This window comes from Actinoplanes sp. NPDC051388 (assembly GCF_055586225.1).
Map to the genome: position 1 here is coordinate 315,496 of NZ_JBVJIP010000003.1, position 26,054 is coordinate 341,549.

42 protein-coding genes are annotated in these 26,054 nt (G+C 67.6%); 41 read left to right on the forward strand and 1 reads right to left on the reverse strand.

Annotated features, from left to right (window positions below):
- The first annotated feature begins 172 nt into the window (after positions 1 to 172).
- From ACZ6TI_RS09870 to truA, 40 genes are all read left to right on the forward strand, one after another.
- A complete protein-coding gene (locus ACZ6TI_RS09870; RefSeq protein ID WP_465344985.1) occupies positions 173 to 484 on the forward strand; it encodes a hypothetical protein in 312 nt (103 codons plus the stop codon).
- Positions 485 to 538: 54 nt separating this feature from the next.
- Positions 539 to 997 carry a hypothetical protein gene (locus tag ACZ6TI_RS09875; RefSeq protein ID WP_465344608.1) on the forward strand — a complete coding sequence of 153 codons (459 nt, stop codon included), beginning with the start codon at positions 539 to 541 and terminating at the stop codon, positions 995 to 997.
- 367 nt (positions 998 to 1,364) lie between these two features.
- Positions 1,365 to 1,739, forward strand: coding sequence for a 30S ribosomal protein S12 (rpsL, locus tag ACZ6TI_RS09880; RefSeq protein WP_014440718.1), 375 nt, complete (start codon positions 1,365 to 1,367; stop codon positions 1,737 to 1,739).
- 1 nt (position 1,740) lies between these two features.
- On the forward strand, positions 1,741 to 2,211 hold the full coding sequence (rpsG, locus tag ACZ6TI_RS09885) for a 30S ribosomal protein S7 (protein WP_465344609.1): 471 nt from the start codon (positions 1,741 to 1,743) through the stop codon (positions 2,209 to 2,211).
- Positions 2,212 to 2,253: 42 nt separating this feature from the next.
- Positions 2,254 to 4,350: an elongation factor G gene (gene fusA / locus ACZ6TI_RS09890; RefSeq protein WP_465344610.1), complete on the forward strand. Its 2,097-nt coding sequence runs from the start codon at positions 2,254 to 2,256 to the stop codon at positions 4,348 to 4,350.
- Between the two features lie 127 nt (positions 4,351 to 4,477).
- The gene (gene tuf, locus ACZ6TI_RS09895) at positions 4,478 to 5,671 is read left to right on the forward strand and encodes an elongation factor Tu (RefSeq protein ID WP_465344611.1); all 1,194 of its coding nucleotides are present in this window, start codon (positions 4,478 to 4,480) and stop codon (positions 5,669 to 5,671) included.
- A gap of 265 nt (positions 5,672 to 5,936) precedes the next feature.
- Positions 5,937 to 6,245, forward strand: a complete 309-nt coding sequence (gene rpsJ / locus ACZ6TI_RS09900) for a 30S ribosomal protein S10 (protein WP_007073037.1) — start codon at positions 5,937 to 5,939, stop codon at positions 6,243 to 6,245.
- An 11-nt stretch (positions 6,246 to 6,256) separates the two neighbouring features.
- Entirely contained in the window at positions 6,257 to 6,907 is a 651-nt protein-coding gene (gene rplC / locus ACZ6TI_RS09905) for a 50S ribosomal protein L3 (protein ID WP_465344612.1), read from the forward strand.
- Positions 6,904 to 7,548, forward strand: a complete 645-nt coding sequence (gene rplD, locus ACZ6TI_RS09910) for a 50S ribosomal protein L4 (protein WP_465344613.1) — start codon at positions 6,904 to 6,906, stop codon at positions 7,546 to 7,548. The genes rplC and rplD overlap by 4 nt, the downstream gene beginning before the upstream one ends.
- On the forward strand, positions 7,545 to 7,847 hold the full coding sequence (gene rplW / locus ACZ6TI_RS09915; protein WP_465344614.1) for a 50S ribosomal protein L23: 303 nt from the start codon (positions 7,545 to 7,547) through the stop codon (positions 7,845 to 7,847). The genes rplD and rplW overlap by 4 nt, the downstream gene beginning before the upstream one ends.
- Positions 7,848 to 7,860: 13 nt before the next feature.
- Positions 7,861 to 8,700 carry a 50S ribosomal protein L2 gene (gene rplB / locus ACZ6TI_RS09920; protein WP_465344615.1) on the forward strand — a complete coding sequence of 280 codons (840 nt, stop codon included), beginning with the start codon at positions 7,861 to 7,863 and terminating at the stop codon, positions 8,698 to 8,700.
- Between the two features lie 15 nt (positions 8,701 to 8,715).
- Entirely contained in the window at positions 8,716 to 8,997 is a 282-nt protein-coding gene (gene rpsS, locus ACZ6TI_RS09925; protein ID WP_020513590.1) for a 30S ribosomal protein S19, read from the forward strand.
- A 40-nt stretch (positions 8,998 to 9,037) separates the two neighbouring features.
- Positions 9,038 to 9,505: a 50S ribosomal protein L22 gene (gene rplV / locus ACZ6TI_RS09930; protein WP_465344616.1), complete on the forward strand. Its 468-nt coding sequence runs from the start codon at positions 9,038 to 9,040 to the stop codon at positions 9,503 to 9,505.
- Positions 9,505 to 10,356: a 30S ribosomal protein S3 gene (rpsC, locus tag ACZ6TI_RS09935; protein WP_465344617.1), complete on the forward strand. Its 852-nt coding sequence runs from the start codon at positions 9,505 to 9,507 to the stop codon at positions 10,354 to 10,356. The genes rplV and rpsC overlap by 1 nt, the downstream gene beginning before the upstream one ends.
- Before the next feature lie 3 nt (positions 10,357 to 10,359).
- Positions 10,360 to 10,785 (forward strand): 50S ribosomal protein L16, encoded by a 426-nt coding sequence (gene rplP, locus ACZ6TI_RS09940; RefSeq protein WP_465344618.1) that lies wholly within the window; start codon positions 10,360 to 10,362, stop codon positions 10,783 to 10,785.
- Positions 10,785 to 11,018, forward strand: a complete 234-nt coding sequence (gene rpmC / locus ACZ6TI_RS09945) for a 50S ribosomal protein L29 (RefSeq protein WP_465344619.1) — start codon at positions 10,785 to 10,787, stop codon at positions 11,016 to 11,018. The genes rplP and rpmC overlap by 1 nt, the downstream gene beginning before the upstream one ends.
- Positions 11,018 to 11,293: a 30S ribosomal protein S17 gene (gene rpsQ, locus ACZ6TI_RS09950; protein ID WP_465344620.1), complete on the forward strand. Its 276-nt coding sequence runs from the start codon at positions 11,018 to 11,020 to the stop codon at positions 11,291 to 11,293. The genes rpmC and rpsQ overlap by 1 nt, the downstream gene beginning before the upstream one ends.
- 85 nt (positions 11,294 to 11,378) lie before the next feature.
- Positions 11,379 to 11,747: a 50S ribosomal protein L14 gene (gene rplN, locus ACZ6TI_RS09955; RefSeq protein WP_015619002.1), complete on the forward strand. Its 369-nt coding sequence runs from the start codon at positions 11,379 to 11,381 to the stop codon at positions 11,745 to 11,747.
- Positions 11,744 to 12,064 carry a 50S ribosomal protein L24 gene (gene rplX / locus ACZ6TI_RS09960; protein WP_465344986.1) on the forward strand — a complete coding sequence of 107 codons (321 nt, stop codon included), beginning with the start codon at positions 11,744 to 11,746 and terminating at the stop codon, positions 12,062 to 12,064. The genes rplN and rplX overlap by 4 nt, the downstream gene beginning before the upstream one ends.
- Positions 12,064 to 12,648: a 50S ribosomal protein L5 gene (rplE, locus tag ACZ6TI_RS09965; RefSeq protein ID WP_465344621.1), complete on the forward strand. Its 585-nt coding sequence runs from the start codon at positions 12,064 to 12,066 to the stop codon at positions 12,646 to 12,648. Before rplX ends, rplE begins: the two co-directional genes overlap by 1 nt.
- Positions 12,649 to 12,650: 2 nt before the next feature.
- The gene (locus tag ACZ6TI_RS09970) at positions 12,651 to 12,836 is read left to right on the forward strand and encodes a type Z 30S ribosomal protein S14 (RefSeq protein WP_465344622.1); all 186 of its coding nucleotides are present in this window, start codon (positions 12,651 to 12,653) and stop codon (positions 12,834 to 12,836) included.
- 65 nt (positions 12,837 to 12,901) lie between these two features.
- Positions 12,902 to 13,309: a 30S ribosomal protein S8 gene (gene rpsH / locus ACZ6TI_RS09975; protein WP_465344623.1), complete on the forward strand. Its 408-nt coding sequence runs from the start codon at positions 12,902 to 12,904 to the stop codon at positions 13,307 to 13,309.
- 14 nt (positions 13,310 to 13,323) lie between these two features.
- Positions 13,324 to 13,863 (forward strand): 50S ribosomal protein L6, encoded by a 540-nt coding sequence (rplF, locus tag ACZ6TI_RS09980; protein WP_465344624.1) that lies wholly within the window; start codon positions 13,324 to 13,326, stop codon positions 13,861 to 13,863.
- Positions 13,860 to 14,255, forward strand: coding sequence for a 50S ribosomal protein L18 (gene rplR / locus ACZ6TI_RS09985; protein WP_465344625.1), 396 nt, complete (start codon positions 13,860 to 13,862; stop codon positions 14,253 to 14,255). The genes rplF and rplR overlap by 4 nt, the downstream gene beginning before the upstream one ends.
- 12 nt (positions 14,256 to 14,267) lie before the next feature.
- On the forward strand, positions 14,268 to 14,891 hold the full coding sequence (gene rpsE, locus ACZ6TI_RS09990) for a 30S ribosomal protein S5 (protein WP_465344626.1): 624 nt from the start codon (positions 14,268 to 14,270) through the stop codon (positions 14,889 to 14,891).
- A complete protein-coding gene (gene rpmD / locus ACZ6TI_RS09995) occupies positions 14,891 to 15,073 on the forward strand; it encodes a 50S ribosomal protein L30 (RefSeq protein ID WP_465344627.1) in 183 nt (60 codons plus the stop codon). Before rpsE ends, rpmD begins: the two co-directional genes overlap by 1 nt.
- The gene (rplO, locus tag ACZ6TI_RS10000; RefSeq protein ID WP_465344628.1) at positions 15,073 to 15,522 is read left to right on the forward strand and encodes a 50S ribosomal protein L15; all 450 of its coding nucleotides are present in this window, start codon (positions 15,073 to 15,075) and stop codon (positions 15,520 to 15,522) included. Before rpmD ends, rplO begins: the two co-directional genes overlap by 1 nt.
- A gap of 215 nt (positions 15,523 to 15,737) precedes the next feature.
- Positions 15,738 to 17,084: a preprotein translocase subunit SecY gene (gene secY / locus ACZ6TI_RS10005; RefSeq protein ID WP_465344629.1), complete on the forward strand. Its 1,347-nt coding sequence runs from the start codon at positions 15,738 to 15,740 to the stop codon at positions 17,082 to 17,084.
- 65 nt (positions 17,085 to 17,149) lie between these two features.
- Positions 17,150 to 17,803: an adenylate kinase gene (locus ACZ6TI_RS10010; RefSeq protein ID WP_465344630.1), complete on the forward strand. Its 654-nt coding sequence runs from the start codon at positions 17,150 to 17,152 to the stop codon at positions 17,801 to 17,803.
- 1 nt (position 17,804) lies between these two features.
- On the forward strand, positions 17,805 to 18,656 hold the full coding sequence (gene map, locus ACZ6TI_RS10015) for a type I methionyl aminopeptidase (RefSeq protein ID WP_465344631.1): 852 nt from the start codon (positions 17,805 to 17,807) through the stop codon (positions 18,654 to 18,656).
- Positions 18,657 to 18,675: 19 nt separating this feature from the next.
- On the forward strand, positions 18,676 to 19,092 hold the full coding sequence (locus tag ACZ6TI_RS10020; RefSeq protein ID WP_465344632.1) for a DUF1707 SHOCT-like domain-containing protein: 417 nt from the start codon (positions 18,676 to 18,678) through the stop codon (positions 19,090 to 19,092).
- Between the two features lie 45 nt (positions 19,093 to 19,137).
- Positions 19,138 to 19,635: a DUF1707 SHOCT-like domain-containing protein gene (locus ACZ6TI_RS10025; RefSeq protein ID WP_465344987.1), complete on the forward strand. Its 498-nt coding sequence runs from the start codon at positions 19,138 to 19,140 to the stop codon at positions 19,633 to 19,635.
- Positions 19,636 to 19,865: 230 nt separating this feature from the next.
- Entirely contained in the window at positions 19,866 to 20,087 is a 222-nt protein-coding gene (infA, locus tag ACZ6TI_RS10030) for a translation initiation factor IF-1 (protein ID WP_007073013.1), read from the forward strand.
- Positions 20,088 to 20,122: 35 nt separating this feature from the next.
- A complete protein-coding gene (rpmJ, locus tag ACZ6TI_RS10035; protein WP_023358216.1) occupies positions 20,123 to 20,236 on the forward strand; it encodes a 50S ribosomal protein L36 in 114 nt (37 codons plus the stop codon).
- A gap of 152 nt (positions 20,237 to 20,388) precedes the next feature.
- Positions 20,389 to 20,769: a 30S ribosomal protein S13 gene (rpsM, locus tag ACZ6TI_RS10040; RefSeq protein ID WP_465344633.1), complete on the forward strand. Its 381-nt coding sequence runs from the start codon at positions 20,389 to 20,391 to the stop codon at positions 20,767 to 20,769.
- A 17-nt stretch (positions 20,770 to 20,786) separates the two neighbouring features.
- Positions 20,787 to 21,194, forward strand: coding sequence for a 30S ribosomal protein S11 (gene rpsK, locus ACZ6TI_RS10045; protein ID WP_203730198.1), 408 nt, complete (start codon positions 20,787 to 20,789; stop codon positions 21,192 to 21,194).
- Positions 21,195 to 21,210: 16 nt separating this feature from the next.
- Positions 21,211 to 21,837 (forward strand): 30S ribosomal protein S4, encoded by a 627-nt coding sequence (gene rpsD, locus ACZ6TI_RS10050; protein ID WP_465344634.1) that lies wholly within the window; start codon positions 21,211 to 21,213, stop codon positions 21,835 to 21,837.
- A gap of 82 nt (positions 21,838 to 21,919) precedes the next feature.
- Positions 21,920 to 22,942 (forward strand): DNA-directed RNA polymerase subunit alpha, encoded by a 1,023-nt coding sequence (locus ACZ6TI_RS10055; protein WP_189079649.1) that lies wholly within the window; start codon positions 21,920 to 21,922, stop codon positions 22,940 to 22,942.
- Positions 22,943 to 22,973: 31 nt separating this feature from the next.
- A complete protein-coding gene (rplQ, locus tag ACZ6TI_RS10060; protein ID WP_465344635.1) occupies positions 22,974 to 23,513 on the forward strand; it encodes a 50S ribosomal protein L17 in 540 nt (179 codons plus the stop codon).
- A 101-nt stretch (positions 23,514 to 23,614) separates the two neighbouring features.
- Positions 23,615 to 24,496: a tRNA pseudouridine(38-40) synthase TruA gene (truA, locus tag ACZ6TI_RS10065; protein ID WP_465344636.1), complete on the forward strand. Its 882-nt coding sequence runs from the start codon at positions 23,615 to 23,617 to the stop codon at positions 24,494 to 24,496.
- On the opposite strand, the gene ACZ6TI_RS10070 is transcribed toward truA, so the two are convergent.
- Positions 24,468 to 25,337 (reverse strand): hypothetical protein, encoded by an 870-nt coding sequence (locus ACZ6TI_RS10070; protein ID WP_465344637.1) that lies wholly within the window; start codon positions 25,335 to 25,337, stop codon positions 24,468 to 24,470. The two genes, truA and ACZ6TI_RS10070, sit on opposite strands and share 29 nt — an antisense overlap.
- Positions 25,338 to 25,435: 98 nt before the next feature.
- Between ACZ6TI_RS10070 and ACZ6TI_RS10075 the strand changes: the two genes are divergently transcribed.
- The gene (locus ACZ6TI_RS10075) at positions 25,436 to 26,038 is read left to right on the forward strand and encodes a class I SAM-dependent methyltransferase (RefSeq protein WP_465344638.1); all 603 of its coding nucleotides are present in this window, start codon (positions 25,436 to 25,438) and stop codon (positions 26,036 to 26,038) included.
- The last annotated feature ends 16 nt before the right edge of the window (positions 26,039 to 26,054 follow it).

A 26,054-nucleotide genomic window follows, 5' to 3' on the forward strand; every position in this document is an offset into this window, starting at 1 on the left:
AAGGGGGGAGGGTTGTGGGGTGGGGGAGTTTGGGTTTGGGTTCGCCCTGTGAGTTGTGCCCCGCGGGGTCGGGTGACCGGGCAAGGGCACCCCCACAAACCCCCCCCCACCCTGTTCTTGTTCCTAAGATGGATGCGTGACCCTTCCCGCGACGGCGCCCACCCGCCACCCGATGGATCCGGAGCCGGCCTCGTCCACCAAGGCCCGCGCCGTGTTCGCGCTCGGCATCGTCGCGTTGCTCACCGGCCCGCTGGTCGGCGGCGTGATCCCGGCCACCATCGCGCTGCTGCTGGCCCGGCAGACCCACCGCCAGCAATATGCCGCGGGTGGTTACCTGACCGGCAACAAGTGGGTCCGGCGCGGCCGCAAGCTGGCCTGGGCGGGCATCATCCTGGCGCTGACCGCGCTGGTGGTGGCCACGATCAGCGGGCTGCTGCACGTGGCCGGCACTCCGGGCCAGGACTTCGACACCAACACCGACTGACGGCTGTGGAAGCCGGGCTGCGACGTTCCCCGATCGGGTGACAAGCTTGGGGGCATGACGCAGCCGCCGCATGCCCACGCCGCGCCGCCCCCGCTGCCGCCGCAGGATGGCCTGTGGCAGCCCGGGCGGGTCGACCAGGTGCCCGGCACCGAGTTCGCGGTCGTGCAGCTCCAGGTGCCGTCCAGCACGTCCGGGCTCGCCATCGGCTCGATGCTCGCCGGGATCGCCTCGATCCTGGTCTCCGTGCTCGTGCTGTGCTTCGGCGCGATCGGCTCGGGGGAGGGCTGGGGCGGCTGGGTGGCCGGCGCCTTCACGCTGCTGTCCGTGCTGGTCGGCGGCGGCGCGATCGCGCTCGGGCTGACCGCCACCCGGCAGATCCGGCGCTCCGGACGTGACGGGCGGCTCCGCTTCGTGGGCCGTGGCCAGGCGATCACCGGCATTTCGTGTGGTTCGGCCGGGGCGGGAATCGCGCTGTTGAGCCTGGCGTTGTCCCTGCTGTTGCAGTTCTCGTGACGTGCTGCGTCGCGGATCCGAGGCACCCGGTACACTTGACTCCGCGGAGATCTCCATCATGGCCTGGCGGCCTCGTTTTGACCGTCGAGCGTGTGGTGGGTAATCTTCTTCCTCGTGCCCGGGCTTGCTCGGGCAAGTCGTGCGTGCGCCCTGAGTCGTAGGCAAGACCGGGGCAGGAGCACGACGGGCTTGAGAGCCCACATAGACAAGACCCGACGCGCGTTGTGACCAGCGCGCGGCGGGACCGTGAGCCGGACGACACGCCCGACCGCGGGTGTCGGACGATCCCCCCGGGTCGTTCGACACACCAGGCAGAACGAAGACGGTGCGGCCGTGTGGAAGCGGCCGAAGGGAGCGGAGAAACCCGGTGCCCACGATCCAGCAGCTGGTCCGAAAGGGCCGTCAAGCGAAGACGAGCAAGACCAAGACGCCGGCGCTGAAGGGAAGCCCTCAGCGGCGCGGCGTGTGCACGCGCGTCTACACCACTACCCCCAAGAAGCCGAACTCTGCGCTGCGCAAGGTCGCTCGTGTGAAGCTCAGCAGCCAGATCGAGGTGACGGCGTACATCCCGGGCGTCGGCCACAACCTGCAGGAGCACTCGATCGTGCTCGTGCGCGGCGGTCGTGTGAAGGACCTCCCGGGCGTCCGCTACAAGATCGTCCGCGGTTCGCTGGACACCCAGGGTGTCCGCAACCGCAAGCAGGCCCGCAGCCGTTACGGCGCGAAGAAGGAGAAGAGCTGACATGCCCCGTAAAGGCCCCGCTCCGCGCCACCCGGTGGTCCCGGACCCGGTTTACAACTCGCCGCTGGTGACCCAGCTGGTGAACAAGATCCTGATCGGCGGCAAGCGTCAGCTCGCCGAGCGCATCGTGTACGGCGCCCTCGAAGGTGCCCGCGAGAAGAGCGGCACCGACCCGGTGGTGACGCTCAAGCGTGCGATGGACAACGTCAAGCCGACCCTCGAGGTCCGCAGCCGCCGTGTGGGTGGCGCGACCTACCAGGTGCCGGTCGAGGTCCGCACGCCGCGGCAGACCACCCTGGGCCTGCGCTGGCTGGTGCAGTACTCCAAGGCCCGCCGCGAGAAGACCATGATCGAGCGTCTGCAGAACGAGTTGCTGGACGCGAGCAACGGACTCGGCGCTGCCGTCAAGCGGCGCGAGGACACGCACAAGATGGCGGAGTCCAACAAGGCCTTCGCGCACTACCGGTGGTAACTCACCACCACTTGACGACGACGAAGACGAAGAGGGATTGAAGTGGCCGCCGCAGACGCGCTCGCCAACGTACGCAACATCGGCATCATGGCGCACATCGACGCTGGTAAGACCACGACGACCGAGCGGATCCTGTTCTACACCGGCATCACGTACAAGATCGGTGAAGTCCACGAGGGCGCGGCCGTCATGGACTGGATGGAGCAGGAACAGGAACGCGGTATCACGATCACTTCCGCCGCCACCAAGTGCGAGTGGAAGGGTTACACGATCCAGATCATCGACACGCCCGGTCACGTCGACTTCACGGTCGAGGTGGAGCGGTCGCTTCGGGTTCTGGATGGTGCGGTCGCGGTCTACGACGGTGTGGCCGGCGTGGAGCCCCAGACGGAGAACGTCTGGCGGCAGGCGGACAAGTACAACGTTCCTCGGATGTGCTTCGTCAACAAGCTCGACCGGACCGGCGCCGACTTCTTCCGCTGCGTGCAGATGATGATCGACCGGCTGAACGCCACCCCGCTCGTGCTGCAGATCCCGATCGGGCTCGAGGGCGACCACATCGGCGTCGTCGACCTGATCGGCATGCGCGCGCTCACCTGGCGTGGCGAGACCCAGAAGGGCGACGACTACGCGATCGAGGAGATCCCGGCCGAGCTGCTGGACTCCGCGACCGAGTGGCGCGAGAAGCTGATCGAGACCCTGGCCGACGTGGACGACGACGTCATGGTCAAGTACCTCGACGGCGTCACGCTCTCCGATGCCGAGATCAAGGCCGCCATCCGGCGCGCCACGATCGCCAGCAAGGCCAACCCGGTGCTGTGCGGCTCGGCGTTCAAGAACAAGGGCGTGCAGCCCATGCTCGACGCCGTGGTCGACTTCCTGCCGTCGCCGCTGGACATCCCGGCCATCGAGGGCACCGCGACCGACGGTGAGACGCCGCTGCTGCGCCGGCCGTCGAACTCGGAGCCGTTCTCCGGCCTGGCCTTCAAGATCCAGACCGACAAGCACCTCGGCAAGCTCACCTACTTCCGGGTTTACTCGGGCACGGTGGAGACCGGGTCCCAGGTGGTCAACTCCACCAAGGACCGCAAGGAGCGGATCGGCAAGATCTATCAGATGCACGCGAACAAGCGTGAGGAGCGCTCGTCGGCGCAGGCCGGCGACATCATCGCGGTGCAGGGTCTGAAGCAGACCACCACCGGCGACACGCTCTGCGACCCGGCCAACCCGGTCATCCTGGAGTCGATGACTTTCCCGGAGCCGGTCATCCAGGTCGCCATCGAGCCGAAGACCAAGTCCGACCAGGAGAAGCTCGGCACCGCGATCCAGCGGCTCGCCGAGGAGGACCCGACCTTCCGCGTCTGGAACGACGAGGAGACCGGGCAGACGGTCATCGCCGGCATGGGCGAGCTGCACCTGGACATCCTGGTCGACCGCATGCGGCGTGAGTTCAACGTCGAGGCGAACATCGGCAAGCCGCAGGTGGCATACCGCGAGACCATCCGCGGCACGGTCGAGAAGCTCACCTACGTGCACAAGAAGCAGACCGGTGGCTCGGGCCAGTACGCGAAGGTCGTCGTCACTGTCGAGCCGTTGCCGCTCGACGCCGACGGCCCGACCTACGAGTTCGTCAACGCCGTGTCCGGCGGTCGCATCCCGAAGGAGTTCATCCCCTCGGTGGACGCCGGCGCCCAGGACGCCCTGCAGTACGGCGTGCTGGCCGGCTACCCGCTGGTCGGTGTGAAGCTGACGCTGGTGGACGGTCAGTACCACGAGGTCGACTCGTCCGAAATGGCGTTCAAGATCGCCGGTTCGATCGTGATGAAGGAGGCGGCCCGCAAGGCCGACCCCGCGCTGCTCGAGCCGATGATGGCCGTTGAGGTCACCACCCCCGAGGACAACATGGGTGACGTCATCGGCGACCTCAACTCCCGTCGCGGCCTGATCCAGTCGATGGAGGAGCGCTCCGGCGCTCGTGTCATCAAGGCTTCGGTGCCGCTATCGGAGATGTTCGGCTACGTCGGCGACCTGCGGTCGAAGACCCAGGGCCGGGCGAGCTACAGCATGCAGTTCGACTCCTACGCCGAGGTTCCGCAGAACGTGGCGAAGGAGATCATCGCGAAGGCCACCGGCGCCTGATCGTTGATCACCGGGTGGCCCTCCCAAGGGGGCCACGCGGCGGCCCTCTTGGGGCCGCGAGTTCAGCCGTTCCCGATGGCAAGTCGGGTCGGGAGAAAGAAAAGACCCAGTCCACAGGAGGACACCAGTGGCGAAGGCGAAGTTCGAGCGGACTAAGCCGCACGTCAACATCGGCACCATTGGTCACATCGACCACGGTAAGACGACGCTGACTGCGGCCATCACGAAGGTCCTGCACGACCAGTACCCGGACCTGAACCCGTACACCCCGTTCGACGAGATCGACAAGGCGCCTGAAGAGAAGGCCCGTGGCATCACGATCTCGATCGCACACGTCGAGTACCAGACCGCGTCGCGGCACTACGCGCACGTGGACTGCCCCGGCCACGCCGACTACATCAAGAACATGATCACCGGTGCCGCGCAGATGGACGGCGCGATCCTGGTGGTCGCCGCGACCGACGGCCCGATGCCGCAGACCAAGGAGCACGTGCTCCTGGCCCGCCAGGTCGGCGTTCCGTACATCGTCGTCGCCCTGAACAAGAGCGACATGGTGGACGACGAGGAGCTCCTGGAGCTCGTCGAGCTCGAGGTTCGTGAGCTGCTCAGCACCTACGAGTTCCCGGGCGACGACCTGCCGGTCGTGCGCGTCTCGGCGCTGAAGGCGCTCGAGGGCGACGCCGAGTGGACCGAGAAGCTCATGGAGCTGATGAACGCGGTCGACACCGCGATCCCGCAGCCCGAGCGTGACGTCGAGAAGCCGTTCCTCATGCCCATCGAGGACGTCTTCACGATCACCGGTCGCGGCACCGTGGTCACGGGTCGCGCCGAGCGCGGCATCCTCAAGCCGAACGAGGAGGTCGAGATCGTCGGCATCCGCGAGAAGTCGACGAAGACCGTCTGCACCGGCATCGAGATGTTCCGCAAGCTGCTCGACGAGGCCCGCGCGGGTGAGAACGTCGGTCTGCTGCTCCGCGGCATCAAGCGCGAGGACGTCGAGCGCGGCATGGTGGTTGTGAAGCCGGGCACCACGACTCCGCACACGGAGTTCGAGGGCCAGGTCTACATCCTCTCGAAGGAGGAGGGCGGCCGGCACACGCCGTTCTTCCAGAACTACCGCCCGCAGTTCTACTTCCGCACCACGGACGTCACCGGCGTCGTCACGCTGCCCGAGGGCACCGAGATGGTCATGCCGGGCGACTCCACCAGCATGTCGGTCAAGCTGATCCAGCCGATCGCCATGGAGCAGGGCCTGAAGTTCGCGATCCGTGAGGGTGGCCGCACCGTCGGCGCCGGAACGGTCACGAAGATCAACGTCTGACGGTGACCCCGATTAGCATCGCCGCGGTCGATACGGCATACTAGTCAGGTTGCGTCCGAGCGGGGTGGTCGACCGTGCTCTACGGTCGGCCACCCTTGCCGGGTGTCCGGTGTGTGTTACGGCCGCCGGCGCCCTGATCCCCGAGGGTTTTTGCAAGCGCGCAATTGCGAGAGCGATCGCGACACGCCCGACCGCGGGGGTCGGACAAACAGGCGAAGGAACCCTTCGCAAGTAGCGGCATCGAGAGAAGGAAACAGAAGCCATCATGGCGGGACAGAAGATCCGCATCCGGCTCAAGGCCTATGACCACGAGGTCGTGGACTCGTCTGCGCGGAAGATCGTCGAGACGGTGACGCGTACCGGTGCGCAGGTTGCGGGCCCGGTGCCGCTGCCCACGGAAATCAACCGTTTCTGCGTGATCCGTTCGCCGCACAAGTACAAGGACTCGCGCGAGCACTTCGAGATGCGTACGCACAAGCGTCTGATCGACATCATCGACCCGACTCCGAAGACGGTCGATTCGCTGATGCGTCTCGACCTGCCGGCTGGCGTCGACATCGAGATCAAGCTGTAGGGATCCGGACAATGGACAGGCAAGTGAAGGGCATCCTGGGCGCCAAGCTCGGCATGACCCAGGTCTGGGACAACAACAAGGTCGTCCCGGTCACTGTGGTGCAGGCCGGCCCTTGCGTCGTGACCCAGGTCCGCACCCCCGAGACGGACGGCTACGCAGCGGTCCAGCTGGCGTACGGCGCCATCGACCCGCGCAAGGTGAGCAAGCCCAAGGGCGGCCACTACGCGAAGGCCGGTGTGTCGCCGCGGCGGCACATCGTCGAGCTGCGCACCACCGACGCCGGTGAGTACGAGCTCGGCCAGGAGGTCACGGTCGAGGCGTTCCCGGTCGGCGCGCCGATCGACGTCACCGGCAAGACCAAGGGCAAGGGCTACGCCGGCGTCATCAAGCGGCACGGCTTCCACGGTCTGAAGGCCAGCCACGGTGTCGAGCGCAAGCACCGCTCGCCGGGCTCCATCGGCGCCTGCGCCACCCCGGGTCGCGTCTTCAAGGGCGTCCGGATGGCCGGCCGGATGGGCAGCAAGCGCTTCACCGTGCAGAACCTCACGGTGCAGGCCATCGACACCGAGAACAACCTGATCCTCGTCAAGGGCGCCGTTCCCGGCCCCAAGGGTGCGCTGATCCTGGTCCGCACCGCGGCGAAGAAGGGCGGTGCCAAGTGAGCTCCGTTGACGTGCTGAACGTTCAGGGCGAGAAGGCCGGTTCGGTCGACCTGCCCGAGAGCATCTTCGACGTGCAGGCGAACATCCCGCTGATGCACCAGGTCGTGGTGGCCCAGCTCGCCGCGGCCCGGCAGGGCACGGCCAAGGCCAAGTCCCGCGGCGAGGTGGCCGGCGGCGGCAAGAAGCCGTACAAGCAGAAGGGCACCGGTCGCGCCCGCCAGGGCTCGATCCGCGCTCCGCAGTTCGCCGGCGGCGGCGTGGTCCACGGCCCGGTGCCGCGCGACTACAGCCAGCGGACCCCCAAGAAGATGAAGGCCGCCGCCCTGCGTGGCGCCCTCTCCGACCGGGCCCGCGACGGCCGCGTGCACGTGGTCGAGACCTTCATCGACGGTGAGAAGCCGTCGACCAAGGCCGCGATCGCGACGCTGCGCAAGGCGACCGAGAGCACCAAGGTGCTGGTCGTGCTCGCGTTCAACGACGACCTGAACTGGACGTCGCTGCGTAACGAGCCGACCGTGCACCTCCTCGAGGCCGGGCAGCTGAACACGTACGACGTGCTGGTCGCCGACGAGGTCGTCTTCACCAAGGCCGCGCTCGAGGAGTTCCTGGGCGAGCCCGAGACCTCTGAGGAGGACAAGTGAGCACGATCGCCGATCCGCGGGACATCGTCATCGCTCCCGTGATCTCCGAGAAGAGCTACAGCGTTCTCGACCAGAACTGGTACACGTTCCTGGTCCACCCGGACGCCAACAAGACGCAGATCAAGATCGCGATCCAGCAGATCTTCGAAGTCCGCGTGCTGACCGTGAACACCGCGAACCGCGAGGGCAAGCGCAAGCGCACCCGGACCGGGTTCGGGCAGCGCAAGGCCACCAAGCGCGCGATGGTCAAGCTGGCTGACGGCGACCGGATCGACGCCTTCGGCGGGCCGGTCAGCTAAGGGGATATGACTAATGCCTATCCGTAAGTACAAGCCGACCACGCCGGGCCGTCGTGGCTCGAGTGTCTCGGACTTCGCCGAGATCACTCGGTCGACGCCGGAGAAGAGCCTGCTGGCTCCGCTGCCCAGGAAGGGTGGACGTAACGTCCACGGCCGCATCACCACGCGGCACCAGGGCGGCGGCCACAAGCGGCAGTACCGGCTGATCGACTTCAAGCGCAACGACAAGGACGGCGTGCCGGCCAAGGTCGCGCACATCGAGTACGACCCGAACCGGACGGCGCGCATCGCGCTGCTCCACTATGCCGACGGCGAGAAGCGCTACATCGTGGCGCCGAAGGACCTGAAGCAGGGTGACCGGGTCGAGTCGGGTGTGGGCGCGGACATCAAGCCGGGCAACAACCTGCCGCTGCGCAACATCCCGGTCGGTACGACGATCCACAACGTGGAGCTTCGTCCCGGCGGTGGCGCCAAGCTGGCCCGCTCGGCCGGCGTCGGCATTCAGCTGCTCGGTCGCGAGGGTGTCTACGCCACGCTGCGTATGCCCTCCGGCGAAATCCGTCGCGTCGACGTGCGCTGCCGCGCCACCGTCGGCGAGATCGGCAACGCCGACCAGTCGAACATCAACTGGGGCAAGGCCGGCCGCATGCGGTGGAAGGGCAAGCGCCCGACCGTCCGTGGTGTCGCCATGAACCCGATCGACCACCCGCACGGTGGTGGTGAGGGCAAGACCTCGGGTGGTCGCCACCCGGTGAACCCGGCGGGTAAGCCCGAGGGCCGCACCCGACGCAAGGGTCAGCCGAGCGACCGCATGATCGTTCGCCGCCGCTACGCCACCCGCAAGCGCGGGTAACGGGAGTAGAAGAAGATGCCACGCAGCCTGAAGAAGGGCCCGTTCGTCGACGACCACCTGCTCAAGAAGGTGGAAGTCCAGAACGAGAAGAACTCCAAGAACGTCATCAAGACCTGGTCTCGGCGTTCGACGATCATTCCCGACATGCTCGGGCACACGATCGCCGTGCACGACGGGCGTAAGCACGTCCCGGTGTTCATCACCGAGGCCATGGTCGGCCACAAGCTCGGGGAGTTCGCTCTGACCCGCACGTTCAAGGGTCACGAGAAGGACGACCGCAAGAGCCGTCGCCGCTAAACAGCAGATTCACGGATCAGAGGATTTAGGAGCTACAGCGATGCCAGTCAAGGGCGACGCTCCGGTGCTTCCGGGCGCGCGGGCGATTGCGCGCCACGTGCGCATCTCGCCGAACAAGGCGCGCCGGGTGGTCAACCTCGTCCGCGGTCTGCCCGCGAAGGAGGCGCTCACCGTCCTGCAGTTCGCGCCCCAGGGTGCGAGCGAGCAGGTCTACAAGGTGCTCGCCAGCGCGATCGCGAACGCGGAGAACAACGAGCGGCTCGACCCGGATGCGCTTCTGGTCAGTGAGGCGTTCGTCGACGAGGGCCCCACGCTCAAGCGGTTCCGGCCGCGGGCGCAGGGTCGTGCGTACCGGATCCGGAAGCGCACGTGTCACATCACCGTCGCGGTCGAGGCGGTCCAAGTGGCCCGCCCGGCCAAGAAGGCCGCGCCGGCTAAGGCGGCTGCGCCTACCAAACCAGCCAAGGCGCCGGGAACCAAGGCCGACAGCACGGAAGGTGCCGAGTAATGGGTCAGAAAGTTCACCCCACCGGGTTCCGGCTCGGCATCTCCACCGACTGGAAGAGTCGCTGGTTCGCGGACAAGCTCTACAAGGACTACATCGGCGAGGACGTCAAGATCCGCCGGATGATGTCCAAGGGCCTGGAGCGCGCCGGCATCTCCAAGGTGGACATCGAGCGCACCCGGGACCGGGTGCGGGTCGACATCCACACCGCCCGGCCGGGCATCGTCATCGGCCGCAAGGGCGCGGAGGCCGACCGCATCCGCGGCGAGCTCGAGAAGCTCACCGGCAAGCAGGTGCAGCTGAACATCCTCGAGGTGAAGTACCCCGAGTCGGACGCGCAGCTGGTGGCCCAGGCGGTCGCCGAGCAGCTGTCCAGCCGGGTCAGCTTCCGCCGGGCGATGCGCAAGGCCATGCAGTCGGCCATGAAGAACCCGATCTGCAAGGGCATCCGGGTGCAGGTCTCCGGCCGCCTCGGCGGCGCGGAGATGAGCCGCACGGAGTTCTACCGTGAGGGTCGCGTCCCGCTGCACACGCTGCGCGCCAACATCGAGTACGGCTTCTTCGAGGCCCGCACGACGTTCGGCCGCATCGGCGTGAAGGTCTGGATCTACAAGGGCGACGCCGTCGCCGGCCGTGAGGTCGCCCCCGAGGCGCCCGCGCGTCCGCGCCGGGACCGTGCCGACCGTCCGGACCGTCCCCGTCGTGGCCGCTCCGGCTCGTCCGGGACGACCGCGGGTGGCACCGAGGCCGGCCGCGCCGCGCAGGCTGCCGCATCCGCTCCGGCGGAGCAGGCGGCTCCGGCCACTGAAACCGCCGCTGCTCCGGCCGCGGCCGAAACGCAGCAGGAGGGCTGAGCCATGCTGATGCCGCGCAAGCCCCCGAAGGGCTTCCGCAAGCCGCACCACCCGGACCGCCACGGCGCGTCCAAGGGCGGCAACCGGGTCGTCTTCGGCGAGTTCGGTATCCAGGCTCTGGAACCGGCCTACGTGACCAACCGGCAGATCGAGTCGGCGCGTATCGCGATGACCCGCCACATCAAGCGTGGCGGCAAGGTCTGGATCTCGGTCTTCCCGGACCAGGCCCTGACCAAGAAGCCCGCCGAGACCCGGATGGGTTCCGGCAAGGGCTCGCCCGAGTGGTGGGTGGCGAACGTCAAGCCGGGACGCATTCTCTTCGAGATGTCGTTCCCGAACGAGACGATCGCGCGCGAAGCGATGCGTCGCGCGATCCACAAGCTCCCGATGAAGTGCCGCATCGTGACACGCGAAGGGGTGGAGAGCTGATGGCAGCGGGCGTTAAGGCAGCCGAGCTGCGCGACTTCTCCGATGAGGAGCTGGTCGCGAAGCTGCGGGAGGCCAAGGCGGAGCTGTTCAATCTCCGCGTGCAGGGCGCAACCGGTCAGCTGGACAACCACCGCCGGCTGCAGGTCGTCCGCCGGGACATCGCCCGGATCTACACGATCATGCGTGAGCGTGAGCTTGGGCTCTCGACCGCGCCGGATGAGGTGACAGCGTAATGAGTGAGAACACTGCCGCCACGCCGCGGGCTCAGCGCAAGACGCGCGAGGGCCTCGTGGTCAGCGACAAGATGGACAAGACCGTCATCGTCGAGGTCGAGGACCGCGTCAAGCACGCGCTGTACGGCAAGGTCCTGCGCCGCACCCGCAAGCTCCAGGTCCACGACGAGCAGAACGCCTGCGGCATCGGTGACCGGGTTTCGCTGATGGAGACCCGCCCGCTGTCGCGTACCAAGCGGTGGCGCATCGTGGAGATCCTCGAAAAGGCCAAGTGAGGAACGCCGGGCCGAAAGGCCCGGCGAACCGTAGTTCCGCCAAGCTTCGAGTCACTCGGAGAACTGGCAGACATAGGAGACAGACGTGATCCAGCAGGAGTCGCGACTGCGCGTCGCCGACAACACGGGTGCCCGGGAGATTCTGTGCATCCGGGTGCTCGGCGGCTCCGGTCGCCGCTACGCGAGCATCGGCGATGTGATCGTGGCCACGGTCAAGGACGCCATCCCGGGCGCGGGTGTGAAGAAGGGTGACGTCGTCAAGGCGGTCATCGTCCGCACCGCCAAGGAGAAGCGCCGGCCGGACGGCTCGTACATCCGCTTCGACGAGAACGCCGCCGTCATCATCAAGGACGGCGGAGACCCCCGCGGTACGCGCATCTTCGGCCCGGTCGGCCGCGAGCTGCGCGACAAGCGGTTCATGAAGATCATCAGCCTGGCGCCGGAGGTGCTCTGACCGTGAAGATCAAGAAGGGCGACACGGTCGTCGTCATCGCCGGTAAGGACAAGGGCGCCAAGGGCAAGGTCATCGCGGCCTACCCGAGGCAGGACAAGGTCCTGGTCGAGGGCGTGAACCGCGTCAAGAAGCACGAGCGCATCCGTACGACCCAGCGCGGCGCCAAGACCGGCGGCATCGTCACGCAGGAAGCCGCCATCCACATCTCGAACGTGCAGATCGTGGACTCGGACGGCAAGCCGACTCGCGTCGGCTACCGCATCGACGACAGTGGCCAGAAGGTCCGCATCGCGCGTAGCACCGGTAAGGACCTGTGATGACTGCCGCCACCCAGACTCAGGAAACGCAGCCCAAGTCGCTGCCGCGCCTCAAGCAGAAGTACCGCGAAGAAGTCGCGGCGGCCATGCGGGAGCAGTACAAGTACGGCAACCCCATGCAGATCCCCGGCCTGGTCAAGGTCGTCGTGAACATGGGTGTCGGCGAGGCTGCCCGCGACGCCAAGCTGATCGACGGCGCGGTCCGCGACCTCACCACGATCACCGGTCAGAAGCCGCTGATCCGCCGCGCCACCAAGTCCATCGCTCAGTTCAAGCTGCGCGAGGGCATGCCGATCGGCGCGAAGGTCACCCTTCGCAACGACCGGATGTGGGAGTTCCTGGACCGGCTGCTGTCCATCGCGCTGCCGCGTATCCGTGACTTCCGCGGTCTGGACGGGCGCAAGCTCGACGGGCACGGCAACTACACCTTCGGTCTGACCGAGCAGTCGGTGTTCCACGAGATCGACCAGGACAAGATCGATCGGACCCGCGGCATGGACATCACCGTGGTCACCACCGCCAAGACCGACGACGAGGGCCGGGCGCTGCTCAAGCTCCTGGGCTTCCCGTTCAAGGAGAACTGAGCATGGCTAAGAAGGCGCTGATCATCAAGGCTGCCGCGAAGCCGAAGTTCGCTGTGCGCGCTTACACCCGCTGCCAGAAGTGCGGCCGGCCGCACTCGGTCTACCGCAAGTTCGGCCTGTGCCGGGTGTGCGTCCGGGAGATGGCCCACCGCGGTGAGCTCCCCGGCGTTTCGAAGGCTTCCTGGTAACCAAGCAATACCGCTTCGCCGTAGGCCCGACTGGGAACCCCGGCGAGAAAGGTTGACGAATACCCATGACGATGACGGACCCGATCGCAGACATGCTGACGCGTCTGCGTAACGCCAACCAGGCGTACCACGACAAGGTGATCATGCCCTTCTCGAAGATCAAGGCGAACATCGCCGAGGTCCTCAAGGCCGAGGGTTACATCGCCTCCTGGTCGGCCGAGGAGCCCGAGGAAGGCGCTGTCGGCAAGAGCCTGGTCATTGAGCTCAAGTACGGCCAGAGCCGCGAGCGCAGCCTCGCCGGCATCAAGCGCGTGTCCAAGCCCGGCCTGCGGGTGTACGCGAAGTCCGACGAGCTCCCCCGGGTGCTCGGTGGCCTGGGCGTCGCGATCATCTCGACGTCCCAGGGACTGCTGACCGACCGGCAGGCCCGCAAGCGGAGCGTTGGCGGGGAAGTCCTCGCCTTCGTCTGGTAACGGGAGACTCTGACATGTCGCGAATCGGACGTAAGTCGATCCCGGTCCCGGCCGGCGTCGACATCACCATCACGGGCCAGACCGTCAAGGTCAAGGGTCCCAAGGGCGAGCTCTCGCACACCGTCGCGGAACCGATCACGGTCGAGCGGCAGGACGGCGAGCTGGTCGTCAACCGCCCCAACGACGAGCGCAAGGCCAAGGAACTGCACGGCCTGTCGCGTACCCTGGTCGCCAACATGATCGTGGGCGTCACCGAGGGCTACAAGAAGACGCTGGAGATCAACGGCACCGGTTACCGCGTGACCGCCAAGGGCAAGGACCTCGAGTTCGCCCTGGGCTTCTCGCACCCGGTTCCGGTGGCCGCGCCGGCCGGCATCACCTTCTCGGTGGAGCGGCCGACCCAGTTCACCGTCGCGGGCATCGACAAGCAGCTCGTCGGCGAAGTCGCCGCGAACATCCGGAAGATCCGCCCGCCGGAGCCCTACAAGGGCAAGGGCGTCAAGTACCAGGGCGAGGTCATCCGTCGCAAGGCTGGAAAGGCAGGTAAGAAGTGACCGCCACGCTCCTCAAGCGCCGCAACGGCGGCGGTGTCGCTGCCAAGCGGGCCGTCGGAAAGGCGCGCCGGCACTTCCGGGTCCGCAAGAACGTCCGCGGTTCCGCCGAGCGCCCCCGTCTGGTCGTCACGCGTTCCACGCGGCACATCACCGCGCAGGTCATCGACGACCTCAAGGGTCACACCCTCGTGTCGGCCTCCACGCTCGACGCGTCCCTGCGGGGCGCCGAGGGCGACAAGAGCTCGCAGGCCGGCAAGGTCGGCGCGCTGCTGGCCGAGCGGGCCAAGGCCGCGGGCGTGTCCAAGGTCGTCTTCGATCGCGGCGGCAACCGGTACGCGGGGCGAATCGCCGCGCTGGCCGATGCCGCCCGCGAAGCCGGACTCGAGTTCTAGGAAGGAATACCAATGCCTGGTCAGCAGCGCCGTGGCGGCGGGTCCGGCGGCAACAACGAAGGTGGCGGCCGCCGGGACAACCGTCGCGAGGGCGGCCGCGGAAACGCGCCCGTCGACAAGACTCCGCACCTCGAGCGGGTCGTCGCGATCAACCGTGTCGCGAAGGTCGTGAAGGGTGGTCGTCGCTTCAGCTTCACCGCCCTGGTCATCGTCGGCGACGGCGACGGCACCGTCGGCATCGGATACGGGAAGGCCAAGGAGGTGCCCGCGGCGATCGCCAAGGGTGTCGAGGAGGCCAAGAAGCACTTCTTCAAGGTGCCCCGGATCGCTGCCACGATTCCGCACCCGATCATCGGCGAAGCCGCCGCGGGTGTCGTGCTCCTCAAGCCGGCGTCGGCCGGTACCGGTGTCATCGCCGGTGGCCCGGTGCGTGCCGTGCTGGAGTGCGCCGGGATCCACGACATTCTGAGCAAGAGCCTGGGTTCGTCGAACCCGATCAACATCGTGCACGCGACGGTGGCCGCGCTGAAGGGCCTCGAGTCGCCGGAGCAGGTCGCGAGCCGTCGTGGTCTTCCGGTCGAGGACGTGGCGCCGGCGGCCATGCTGGCGGCGCGTGCGGAAGCGGCGGTGCGCTGATGGCACGCTTGAAGGTCACCCAGACCCGATCCAAGATCGGCCGTAAGCGCAACCAGCGGGAGTCCCTGCGGTCGCTCGGCCTGAAGCGGATCAACGATGTGGTGGTCAAGGAGGACCGCCCCGAGATTCGGGGCATGATCTTCACCGTGAGCCACCTGGTGAGCGTTGAGGAGGTCGAGTAATGGCGATCAAGGTCCACCACCTGCGTCCGGCGCCCGGCGCCAAGACCGCGAAGACCCGTGTGGGTCGCGGTGAGGGCTCCAAGGGCAAGACGGCCGGTCGCGGCACCAAGGGCTCCGGAGCCCGGAAGAACGTCTCGGCGGCGTTCGAGGGCGGGCAGATGCCCCTCCACATGCGCCTGCCGAAGATCAAGGGGCTGAAGAACAAGCCCCGCAACAAGGTCGTCTTCCAGGTCGTGAACCTGGACCGGCTGGCCGAGCTGTTCCCGAACGGCGGCGAGGTCGGCCCGATGCAGCTCGTCGAGGCCGGCGCGGTTCGCAAGAACCTGCCGGTCAAGGTCCTCGGCACGGGCGAGCTGGGCGGTGTGAAGCTGACGGTGTCGGCGCACGCCTTCAGCGAGTCGGCCAAGGAGAAGATCGCAGCAGCCGGTGGGTCCGCCACCGAGCTGTGAGGCTTGTGGGGGTGCTCGCCCGGGCGCCGCAGGGTGACCCGGGCAAGCATCCCCTTTGTGACGTCTGATGCACCTCGGGGCCGATGGGGCCACCGTGCCTGACCGCAGGCGTTCACGACTGTTAGAGTCCGTTGCCAGCTAGGGATATCGGTCGTCCGGACCGTTGACCACCCCATCCGCCTGACCCGGCGGTGACCTCGCGCAGGAGGAAGAAGTTGCTCTCCGCCTTTTCCAGTGCGTTCCGTACGCCTGACCTGCGCAAGAAACTGCTGTTCACAGTAGCGATCATTGCGGTCTATCGGCTCGGTGCCACTCTGCCCAGCCCGGGCGTGTCCTACACCAACGTCCGCAACTGCCTGGACACCCTGGACAGCTCGGGTGAAGCCGGCGGCGTGCTGACGCTGCTCAACCTCTTCTCCGGCGGCGCGTTGCTGCAGCTGTCGATCTTCGCGCTCGGCATCATGCCGTACATCACCGCGTCGATCATCCTGCAGCTGCTCACCGTGGTGATTCCTCGCCTGGAGCAGCTCCGCAAGGAGGGCCAGTCCGGCCAGGCCAAGATCACGCAGTACACGCGCTACCTCACCCTCGGCCTCGCCGTGCTGCAGTCGGCGGCGTTCGTGGCGCTCGCCCGCACCGGCCAGCTCTTCGCCAACCAGTGCCCGCAGGACCAGGCGAACTTCCAGATCATCCCGGAGAACACCGGCATCCCGGTCTGGCTGACGCTCACCATCCTGGTGCTCACCATGACGGCCGGCACCGGCGTGGTCATGTGGCTGGGCGAGCTGATCACCGACCGCGGCGTCGGCAACGGCATGTCCGTCCTGATCTTCACCTCGATCGCCGCCCGCCTCCCCGGCGAAGGCTGGACGATCAAGGAGAGCAACGGCGTCGCCAAGTTCCTGCTGGTCATCGCCCTGGTGCTGGTCGTCATCACCGCCGTGGTCTTCATCGAGCAGGCCCAGCGCCGCATCCCGGTGCAATACGCGAAGCGCATGATCGGCCGCCGGATGTACGGCGGCACCTCGACCTACATCCCGCTGAAGGTCAACCAGGCCGGTGTGGTTCCGGTGATCTTCGCGTCCTCGCTGCTCTACCTGCCGCAGCTCTACCTGCAGTTCTTCGACCCGAACAACCTCAAGGGCTACCAGCTCTGGATCCAGGACTGGCTGGCCGACCCGACCAGCTGGATCTACATCACCGTCTACTTCCTCATGATCATTTTCTTCACGTACTTCTACGTGTCGATCACGTTCAACCCGACCGAGGTCGCGGACAACATGAAGAAGTACGGTGGATTCGTTCCGGGCATCCGTCCGGGCAAGCCGACCGCCGACTACCTGGACTTCATCCTCAGCCGGATCACGCTCCCAGGTGCGCTCTACCTCGGCCTGATCTCGGTGCTCCCGAACTTCTTCTTCATCTGGCTCAATCAGTCCCAGTACCAGAACTTCCCCTTCGGCGGCACCGCAGTGCTGATCATGGTGGGTGTGGGCCTCGAGACGGTGAAGCAGATCGAGAGCCAGCTGATGCAGCGAAACTATGAAGGGTTCCTCCGGTAGTGGGGGCGCGGAGCCGGGGGGCTCTCGCGTGGTCGGTCGGTTCTCACCGAAGCGAGGCGATGTAGGTGCGGCTGGTACTGGTGGGCCCTCCGGGGGCCGGCAAGGGGACCCAGGCTGAGTTCATCGCCGCCCATCTCGCCGTACCGAAGATCTCGACCGGTGACATCTTCCGGGCCAACGTCTCGCAGGGCACCCCGCTCGGCGTCGAGGCGAAGCGTTACATGGACGCCGGCAACCTGGTGCCGGACGAGGTGACCATCAACATGGTCCGGGACCGCCTGGCGGAACCGGACGCGGGCGACGGCTTCCTGCTGGACGGATTCCCCCGAACCGTCCCGCAGGCGTCGGCGCTGGACAAGCTGCTCGCCGACCTCGGCACGGCGCTTGACCTGGTGATGGAGCTGGTGGTCGACGACGACGAGGTGATCCGCCGGCTGTCCGGGCGTCGCACGTGCCGGGGCTGCGGAAAGATCTGGCACGTCGAGTTCGACCCGACCAGCAAGGAGAACATCTGCGACCGCTGCGGGTCGGAGCTGTTCCAGCGGGACGACGACAAGGCGGAAACCATCGCCAACCGCCTGGTGGAATACACGGACAAGACCGCGCCGCTGGTGGACTTCTACGGCGCTCAGGGCAAGCTGGTGGGCATCGACGCGACCGGGCCGGTCGAGGATGTGACGGTGCGCGCCATAGACGCTCTGCGGTCCTACGGAGGCTGAGATGCGGCGCCAGCAGCTGGACATCCAGCTGAAGACCCCCGAGCAGATCGAGCTGATGCGCGGAGCCGGCCTCGTGGTGGCCGCCGCGCTGCAGGCGATGCGCGAGGCGGTGGCCCCGGGCGTCTCCACCGGCGAGCTCGACGCGATCGCCGAAAAGGTCATCCATGACGCCGGCGCCGTGCCCTCGTTCAAGGGCTACCACGGCTTCCCGGCATCGATCTGCGCCTCGGTGAACGAACAGGTCGTTCATGGCATCCCGTCGGCCGAGCAGGTGCTGCGCGAGGGCGACCTGCTCTCCCTGGACTGCGGTGCCATCCTGCACGGCTGGCACGGCGACTCGGCGATCACCGTGGGCGTGGGGCAGACCGACCCGGCCCTGCTGCGGATGGCCGAGGTGGCCGAGGACTCGATGTGGGCCGGCATCGCGGCGGCCGCGCGCGGCGTCGCAAACGGCCGTGGACGGCTCACCGACATCTCCTTCAACGTGGAGAAGGCGATCCGCAAGGGCGGCCGTTACGGCATCGTGGAGGGGTACGGCGGGCACGGCATCGGCACCGAGATGCACCAGGACCCGCACGTGCTCAACCACGGCAAGCCGGGCCGCGGCCCCAAGCTGGTGGTCGGCATGGCGCTGGCGATCGAGCCGATGATCACGGTGGGCTCCCCGCGCACGACCGAGCTCGACGACGGCTGGACCGTGGTGACCCGGGACGGCTCGATGGCCGCGCACGTGGAGCACACGATGGCGCTGTGCGACGACGGCGTGTGGGTGACCACGGCGCCGGACGGCGGCCGGGCGAGGCTCGGTGACCTTGTCACGAAGCGGCAACCAGCTGTGGCCCCATCGAGCTGACGGGCGCATGCTGGACCGCATGGATCGATCGGAGATGCGGGCCGGCGACGGCGACCGTGAGACGGTGGCGACGCAGCTGAAGGCGGCGCTCGACGACGGGCGGCTCGACCTCCATGAATATGACGAGCGCCTGCAGAAGACGTACGCCGCTAAGACGTACGCGGAATTGCAGAGCCTGACGACCGATCTCCCCGGCACCATTCCGGTGGAGAAGAGCCAGGTGCAGCCGGTCGAGAGCGAAAGCGGCACGCCCACCTGGGTGCGGCCCTACGCCGGGCTGATCGCGGTGACCGTGGTGATCTGGGCGATCTCCAGCGTCGCGAGCGGGCACCTGCTCTATTTCTGGCCGATCTGGATGGTCATCCCGCTGATCCTCGGCGTGGTCGGGCAGATGTCCGGCCGCAGATCCCGGCGGGACCGCCGCCGGGGTCGATGATTCCGTGGTTCCGCTGGCAGACTTGTCTGTATGGGCCGCGAGGAGATGAGAGCCGGCGACGCCGATCGGCAGTCCGTCGCTGATCAGCTCAAGGCCGCGCTCGACGAGGGTCGCCTGGACCTGCACGAATATGACGAGCGGTTGCAGCAGGCCTATGGCGCGAAGACCTATGGCGAGCTGGAGCCGCTGCTGACCGATCTGCCCGCGGCGTCCGCTCCGAAGCCGCTGACCGGCCCGGCCAAGGCGCAAGCCGACCACATCACCCGGCGCTGGCTGATGCACGTGTGGAGCAGTTATCTGCCGGCTGTCGCCATCACCACCGCGATCTGGATGATCTCCAGCGTCTCCTCGCAGGAGTGGCTCTATTTCTGGCCGATCTGGGTGGCCGGGCCGTGGGGCCTGGTGCTGCTCTGGCAGACGGTCGGCGGGCTCGCCTCGCACGAACCCCAGAAGTGGCAGGCCCAGATCGACAAGGCAGAGCGGAAGAAGCAGCTCAAGAAAGAGCGCAAAGCGCTCGAAGCGGACGAGGAGCAGGCCGAATAGCACGTCTTTGTCGGGTTTCGGCGAGCTGCGACACACCCGACCCCGGGGGTGGGCGACCTCGGTTTGGTGTCGATGCATGGGCGCGCGTACACTGGCTAGCTGGCGCGCAGCGTCCTCTCTTGCATGTCCTCAGCGCTTCGAGGTTGGCAAGAGCCGCGGCTGGTCCGGGTTCGCTCGGGTGAGGCGTTTGCGTGCTAGTCCAGAGAATCTGATGTCAGGTAGCGGAGGACATGCCAAAAAAAGACGGAGCCATTGAGATCGAAGGCCGAGTGATCGAGCCTCTCCCCAATGCGATGTTCCGCGTGGAGCTGGCGAACGGTCACAAGGTGCTCGCTCACATCTCCGGCAAGATGCGGCAGCACTACATTCGCATCCTTCCCGAGGACCGTGTCGTCGTCGAGCTTTCGCCGTACGACCTGACCCGTGGGCGCATTGTCTACCGCTACAAGTGACAAGTCCCGTCTGAACTGAAAGACAAGGCAAACCCGTGAAGGTCAAGCCGAGCGTCAAGCGGATCTGCAACAAGTGCCGGGTCATCCGCCGGCACGGCCGGGTCATGGTCATCTGCGACGACCCGCGTCACAAGCAGCGCCAGGGCTGACGCCCACCAGTAAAAGCTCGTTCCAGCCGCGGTCGGTCAACCTGTTGGGTTGACGCGTGGCTTCACCCCCGGTCGGAGGCCGGGGCCCGCCCGGGCAGGCGGGGAGGGACGGGCACAGACCTCCGAGACACATCTGAGGAGCACGCCCGCCAATGGCAAGACTCGTCGGCGTCGATCTGCCCCGCGACAAGCGGATGGAGATCGCGCTCACCTACATCTTCGGGGTCGGCCGGACCCGCTCGGTCGAAGCTCTGACCGCGACCGGCATCGACCTGGACAAGCGCGCAAAGGACCTCACGGACGAGGAGCTGGTTCAGCTCCGCGACTACATCGAGGCCAATTTCAAGGTAGAGGGCGACCTGCGCCGCGAGGTCGCCGCGGACATTCGCCGCAAGGTCGAGATCGGCTGCTACGCCGGCATCCGTCACCGTCGTGGGCTCCCCGTCCGGGGTCAGCGCACGCGGACGAACGCTCGCACCCGCAAGGGTCCGAAGCGCACGGTCGCCGGTAAGAAGAAGCCCGGTCGGAAGTAATAGGAGCGCACTGACTTATGCCACCGAAGGCGCGCACTGGGGCCGCAGTCAAGAAGGTCCGGCGCAAGGAACGCAAGAACGTCGCCCACGGGCAGGCGCACATCAAGAGCACCTTCAACAACACCATCGTGTCGATCACCGACCCGACCGGTGCGGTCATCTCCTGGGCCTCTTCCGGCCAGGTGGGCTTCAAGGGCTCCCGCAAGTCGACCCCGTTCGCGGCGCAGCTCGCCGCGGAGGCCGCCGCGCGTCGTGCCATGGAGCACGGCATGCGCAAGGTCGACGTTTTCGTCAAGGGACCCGGCTCCGGCCGGGAGACCGCGATCCGTTCGCTGCAGGCCGCCGGCCTCGAGGTCGGACAGATCTCCGACGTCACGCCGCAGCCGCACAACGGTTGCCGTCCGCCGAAGCGTCGCCGGGTCTGAGGGATAGAGAGAGAAGATGGCTCGTTACACAGGTGCGGACTGCAAGCGCTGCCGCCGCGAGAAGATGAAGCTGTTCCTCAAGGGCAGCAAGTGCGATGGTCCGAAGTGCCCGTTCGAGTCCCGGCCGTTCCCGCCCGGGCAGCACGGCCGTGGCCGGACCAAGGAGACCGAATACCTGCTTCAGCACCGTGAGAAGCAGAAGGCCCGCCGGACCTACGGCGTGCTGGAGAAGCAGTTCCGCGGTTACTACGAGGAGGCTGTCACCAAGCCCGGCAAGACCGGTGAGGTGCTGCTGCAGATCCTCGAGTCCCGTCTGGACAATGTGGTCTACCGGGCCGGCTACGCCGCCTCCCGGGACATGGCCCGGCAGTTGGTCAAGCACGGCCACCTGCTGGTCAACGGCCACAAGGTGGACATCCCGTCATACCGGGTGAAAGACCACGACATCGTTCAGGTCCGGGAGAAGTCCCGCGAGATGACGCCGTTCGTGGTGGCGCAGGCCCAGGCGGGTTCCCGCCCGACGCCGGCGTGGCTCGAGCCGATCCCGACCGAGATGAAGATCCTGATCCACTCGCTGCCGGCCCGCGCCGTCATCGACACGCAGGTTCAGGAGCAGTTGATCGTCGAGCTCTACTCGAAGTGATTCATCGCCCGGCGCTCGAGAGAGCGCCGGGCACATCAGACGGGCGTCATATAGCGGATGCCCCGACAGAAAGAAGAAACACGTGCTCATCAGTCAGCGCCCGAGCCTCTCGGAGGAGTCGCTCAGCGAGACCCGCTCCCGGTTCACCATCGAGCCGCTCGAGCCGGGCTTCGGCTACACCCTCGGCAACTCGCTGCGTCGCACCCTGCTGTCGTCCATCCCGGGCGCGGCCGTGACCAGCATCAAGATCGACGGCGTCCTGCACGAGTTCACCACGATCCCCGGTGTCAAGGAGGACGTGGTCGAGCTGGTCATGAACGTCAAGGACCTCACCGTCAGCTCGGAGCACGACGAGCCGGTCAGCATGTACCTGCGCAAGCAGGGCCCCGGCGACGTCACCGCGGGCGACATCCAGCCCCCGGCCGGTGTCTCGGTGCACAACCCGGACCTCAAGCTGGCCACCCTGAACAGCAAGGGCCGGCTGGACATGGAGCTCACCGTCGAGCGCGGTCGTGGCTATGTCACCGCGGCGCAGAACAAGAACGCCGGCGCCGAGATCGGCCGCATCCCGGTCGACTCGATCTACTCGCCGGTGATGAAGGTGACCTACCGCGTCGAGGCGACCCGTGTCGAGCAGCGCACCGACTTCGACCGTCTGATCATCGACGTCGAGTCGAAGGCGTCGATCTCGCCGCGGACCGCGCTGGCCTCGGCCGGCTCCACGCTGGTCGAGCTCTTCGGCCTGTGCCGTGAGCTGGACGAGACCGCCGAGGGCATCGACATCGGACCGTCCCCGCAGGACGCTCAGCTGGCCGCCGACCTCGCCCTGCCGATCGAGGAACTGGACCTCACCGTCCGGTCGTACAACTGCCTCAAGCGCGAGGGCATCAACACGGTGGGCGAGTTGATAGGGCGTACGGAGGCCGACCTTCTGGATATAAGGAATTTCGGTCAGAAGAGCATCGACGAGGTCAAGATGAAGCTCGCCGGCATGGGGCTCGGCCTCAAGGACAGCGCGCCGTCCTTCGACCCGGCGCACGTCGTGGACTCGTTCGGCGACGTGGATTACGACACCGACGATTACCGCGAGACCGAGCAGCTCTAATCCCGGCTGCCTCTACCTAGGAGCATCTGAAATGCCCACGCCCACCAAGGGTCCCCGCCTCGGCGGCAGCCCGGCGCACGAGAAGCGGCTGCTGGCCAACCTGGCCACGGAGCTCTTCCGGCACGGGAAGATCAAGACCACCGAGACGAAGGCCAGGCGGCTGCGCCCGCTGGCTGAGCAGCTCATCACGAAGGCCAAGCGCGGCGACCTGCACGCCCGTCGCCGGGTGCTGACCGTCGTGAAGGACAAGGACGTCGTGTACGCCCTGTTCGAGCAAATCGCTCCGCGGTACGGCAACCGTCCGGGTGGCTACACCCGCATCACCAAGACCGGTGCGCGCAAGGGTGACGCCGCTCCGATGGCGCTCATCGAGCTGGTCGAGGAACTGCAGGTCGCGGCCACCACCGCGCCGGCGAAGAAGGCGGCTCGCAAGGCCGCCGCCCAGCAGGACAAGGTCGAGGCCCTGGCCCGCGAGGACGAGGCGCCGTCATCTGCCGCATCCTCTGAGGATCAGGATTCCGAGCCGCCGGTGAACGCCTCCGGCGACAAGGGCGAAGACGACGCCAAGTAATTGGCTGTGGTAAGCCCGGCACCCTTCGTGGGTGCCGGGCTTTACTGCTTTATGGGTACGAGCGCCCCTCAAGTCACCTGGCTCAGTGGAAGAGGTTCGTCGTGGTCGAGGCCGTAGCTCAACCATCCGGGCCGGATGAATTGGTCCGGCTCCGGCTCGACGTGTCCTATGACGGCACCGATTTCTCCGGCTGGGCGGTGCAGCCCACCCGGCGCACGGTCGCGGGCTCCCTGGTGGAAGCGCTGGCCATTCTGGTCGGCGACATCCCTCTGGGACTCACCGTGGCCGGGCGCACCGACGCCGGCGTGCACGCGACCGGACAGGTCTGTCACATCGACCTGCCGACCGGCGCCTATGCGGATCTTCGCCCGTCGCTCCTGCGGCGTCTGGCAGCGCTGATGCCGCCAGATGCCCGCGTGCGCGCCATCACGGAAGTCCCACCGACGTTCGACGCGCGGTTCTCCGCCACCTATCGGCGCTACGAATACCGGGTGGCCGACAACCCCTGGGGCGCCGAGCCGCTGCGCCGCCACGACACCCTGGGATGGGTGCGCAAGCTCGACCTGGATCGGCTGCGGGCGGCGGCCGACGGCCTGCTGGGCGAGCACGACTTCGCCGCCTTCTGCAAGCGCAAGGAAAACGCGACCACCGTACGCGCGATCACCCGCCTCGACTGGCGCCGCGACCCGGACGGCGTCGCCGTGGCCACCGTGCAGGCCGACGCCTTCTGCCAGGCGATGGTGCGCAGCCTGGTCGGCGCGATGCTGGCGGTGGGCGACGGCCGCCGCGAACCGTCCTGGCCGGGCTCGCTGCTGCGGCTGCGCGAACGGTCCAGCGAGGTGACCGTGGCCGCGGCGCACGGCCTGACCCTGGTGGAGGTGGGCTATCCCGCCGAGACCGACTACGCGGTCCGGGCCGACGCCACCCGCCGCCTGCGCACCCTCTCGGACACGGTCACAGATTCAGCTCCCGCGCCCCGATGACCTCGTCGCCCAGATAGGTGTCCAGCAGGTCAGCCGTGACCCGGCGGGCGTACGCGTCGCCGGCCGGGATCGCCGAGCCGTCCGGCCGGGAGATCACGCAGTAGACCAGGAAGTGGCCGCGGTCCTGCCAGCCCACCTGCGAGTCCGGCCGGTCCAGCGGATCCATCCCGGGCGCTGCTCCGGCCGCCATCGCCGCGAAGTTGCCGTCGCCCGCCTCCACCATCGGCCGCACCCGCTGGGCGATCCGGGCCGCCACGGCCGCGTCGGTCAGGTTGAACACCCCGGCGGTGACCTGGTAGCCGCCGTACGGCGCGATCAGCGCGGCCCGGACCACCTGGGAGCAACCGCCGGTGGCGAGCAGCGGGCCCATGGCGCCGGTGGTGGCCGCGTCGCAGTCGGTGTCGATGTGCGTCATCGTCACCTGATAGGGCGCGTCGCCCTTCTTCAGCCGGATCTGCGTGCCGGAGAACACCTCGGTCAGGCTGAGCGGCTTCGGGTCCTGCCGGCGAGAACTGATCTGATAGGGCGCCTCGGCGATCACCGCCGTGCCGTTGTCCTCGGCGCCGATCCCGCGCCGCTCGTCGACGATCACGAAGAAGCTGCTCAACCCGCAGATGCCCAGCATGATCATGGCGCCGATCCCGGTCATCACCAGGTGCATGGTCCGCGCCGGTTCCTTGATCGCGACCGGACGAAGGCGGGGCGCCGGGCGCCGCCGGGGCCGGGTGGCCGGCTGGCGATGCTGGCCGGCGGAGGACGGCGAGATGGTCTGGCGGAACAGCGGAGCGAGGCCGCCCGGTGCCGCGCGATGGGCGGCGCGGGGCGCGGTTCCGTGCAGCATGCAGGAAAGGCTAGGAGCGCACGGTGATCAATGAACGCACAGGCTGTGCGGCACCCCCGGGTGGCCCGGTCTCGTTGCGAGGCGGCACACTTTCTCAGGTGACCGCGGACCATTACTTCAGCGCCGAACCGTCGGCGCCTGCCCGGCCGGTCGAGGTCGAGTTCGCCCTGCGGGGGCGGGACTACCGGCTGGCCTCGGCCGCCGGGGTCTTCTCCGCGACGCGGCTCGACCCCGGCACCGCCGTGCTGCTGCGCAAAGCTCCGCCGCCCGCCGCCGACAGCACCGGCGCGCTGCTCGACCTGGGCTGCGGCTACGGCCCGATCGCCTGCGTGCTGGCCACCGAGGCGCCCGGCGCGGACGTGTACGCAGTGGACGTCAACTCCCGCGCCCGCGACCTGACCACGGCCAACGCCGAGCGCCTGGGCCTGCGCATCCACGTCTCCGCGGAGATCGGAGACGACGTCACGTTCCAGCAGATCTGGAGCAACCCGCCGACCCACGTCGGGAAGGCCGAGCTGCACGCGCTGCTGGACCGGTGGCTGCCGCGGCTGGCCCCGGCCGGCGAGGCCTGGCTGGTGATCAACCGGCATCTGGGTGGTGATTCGCTGCACACCTGGCTGGTCGAGCGCGGTTGGGCGGTGGAGCGTAAGGCCAGCCAGAAGGGCTTCCGCGTGCTCAAGGTGACCCGGAAAACCGGCTGACGCGACCGGCCCCGGC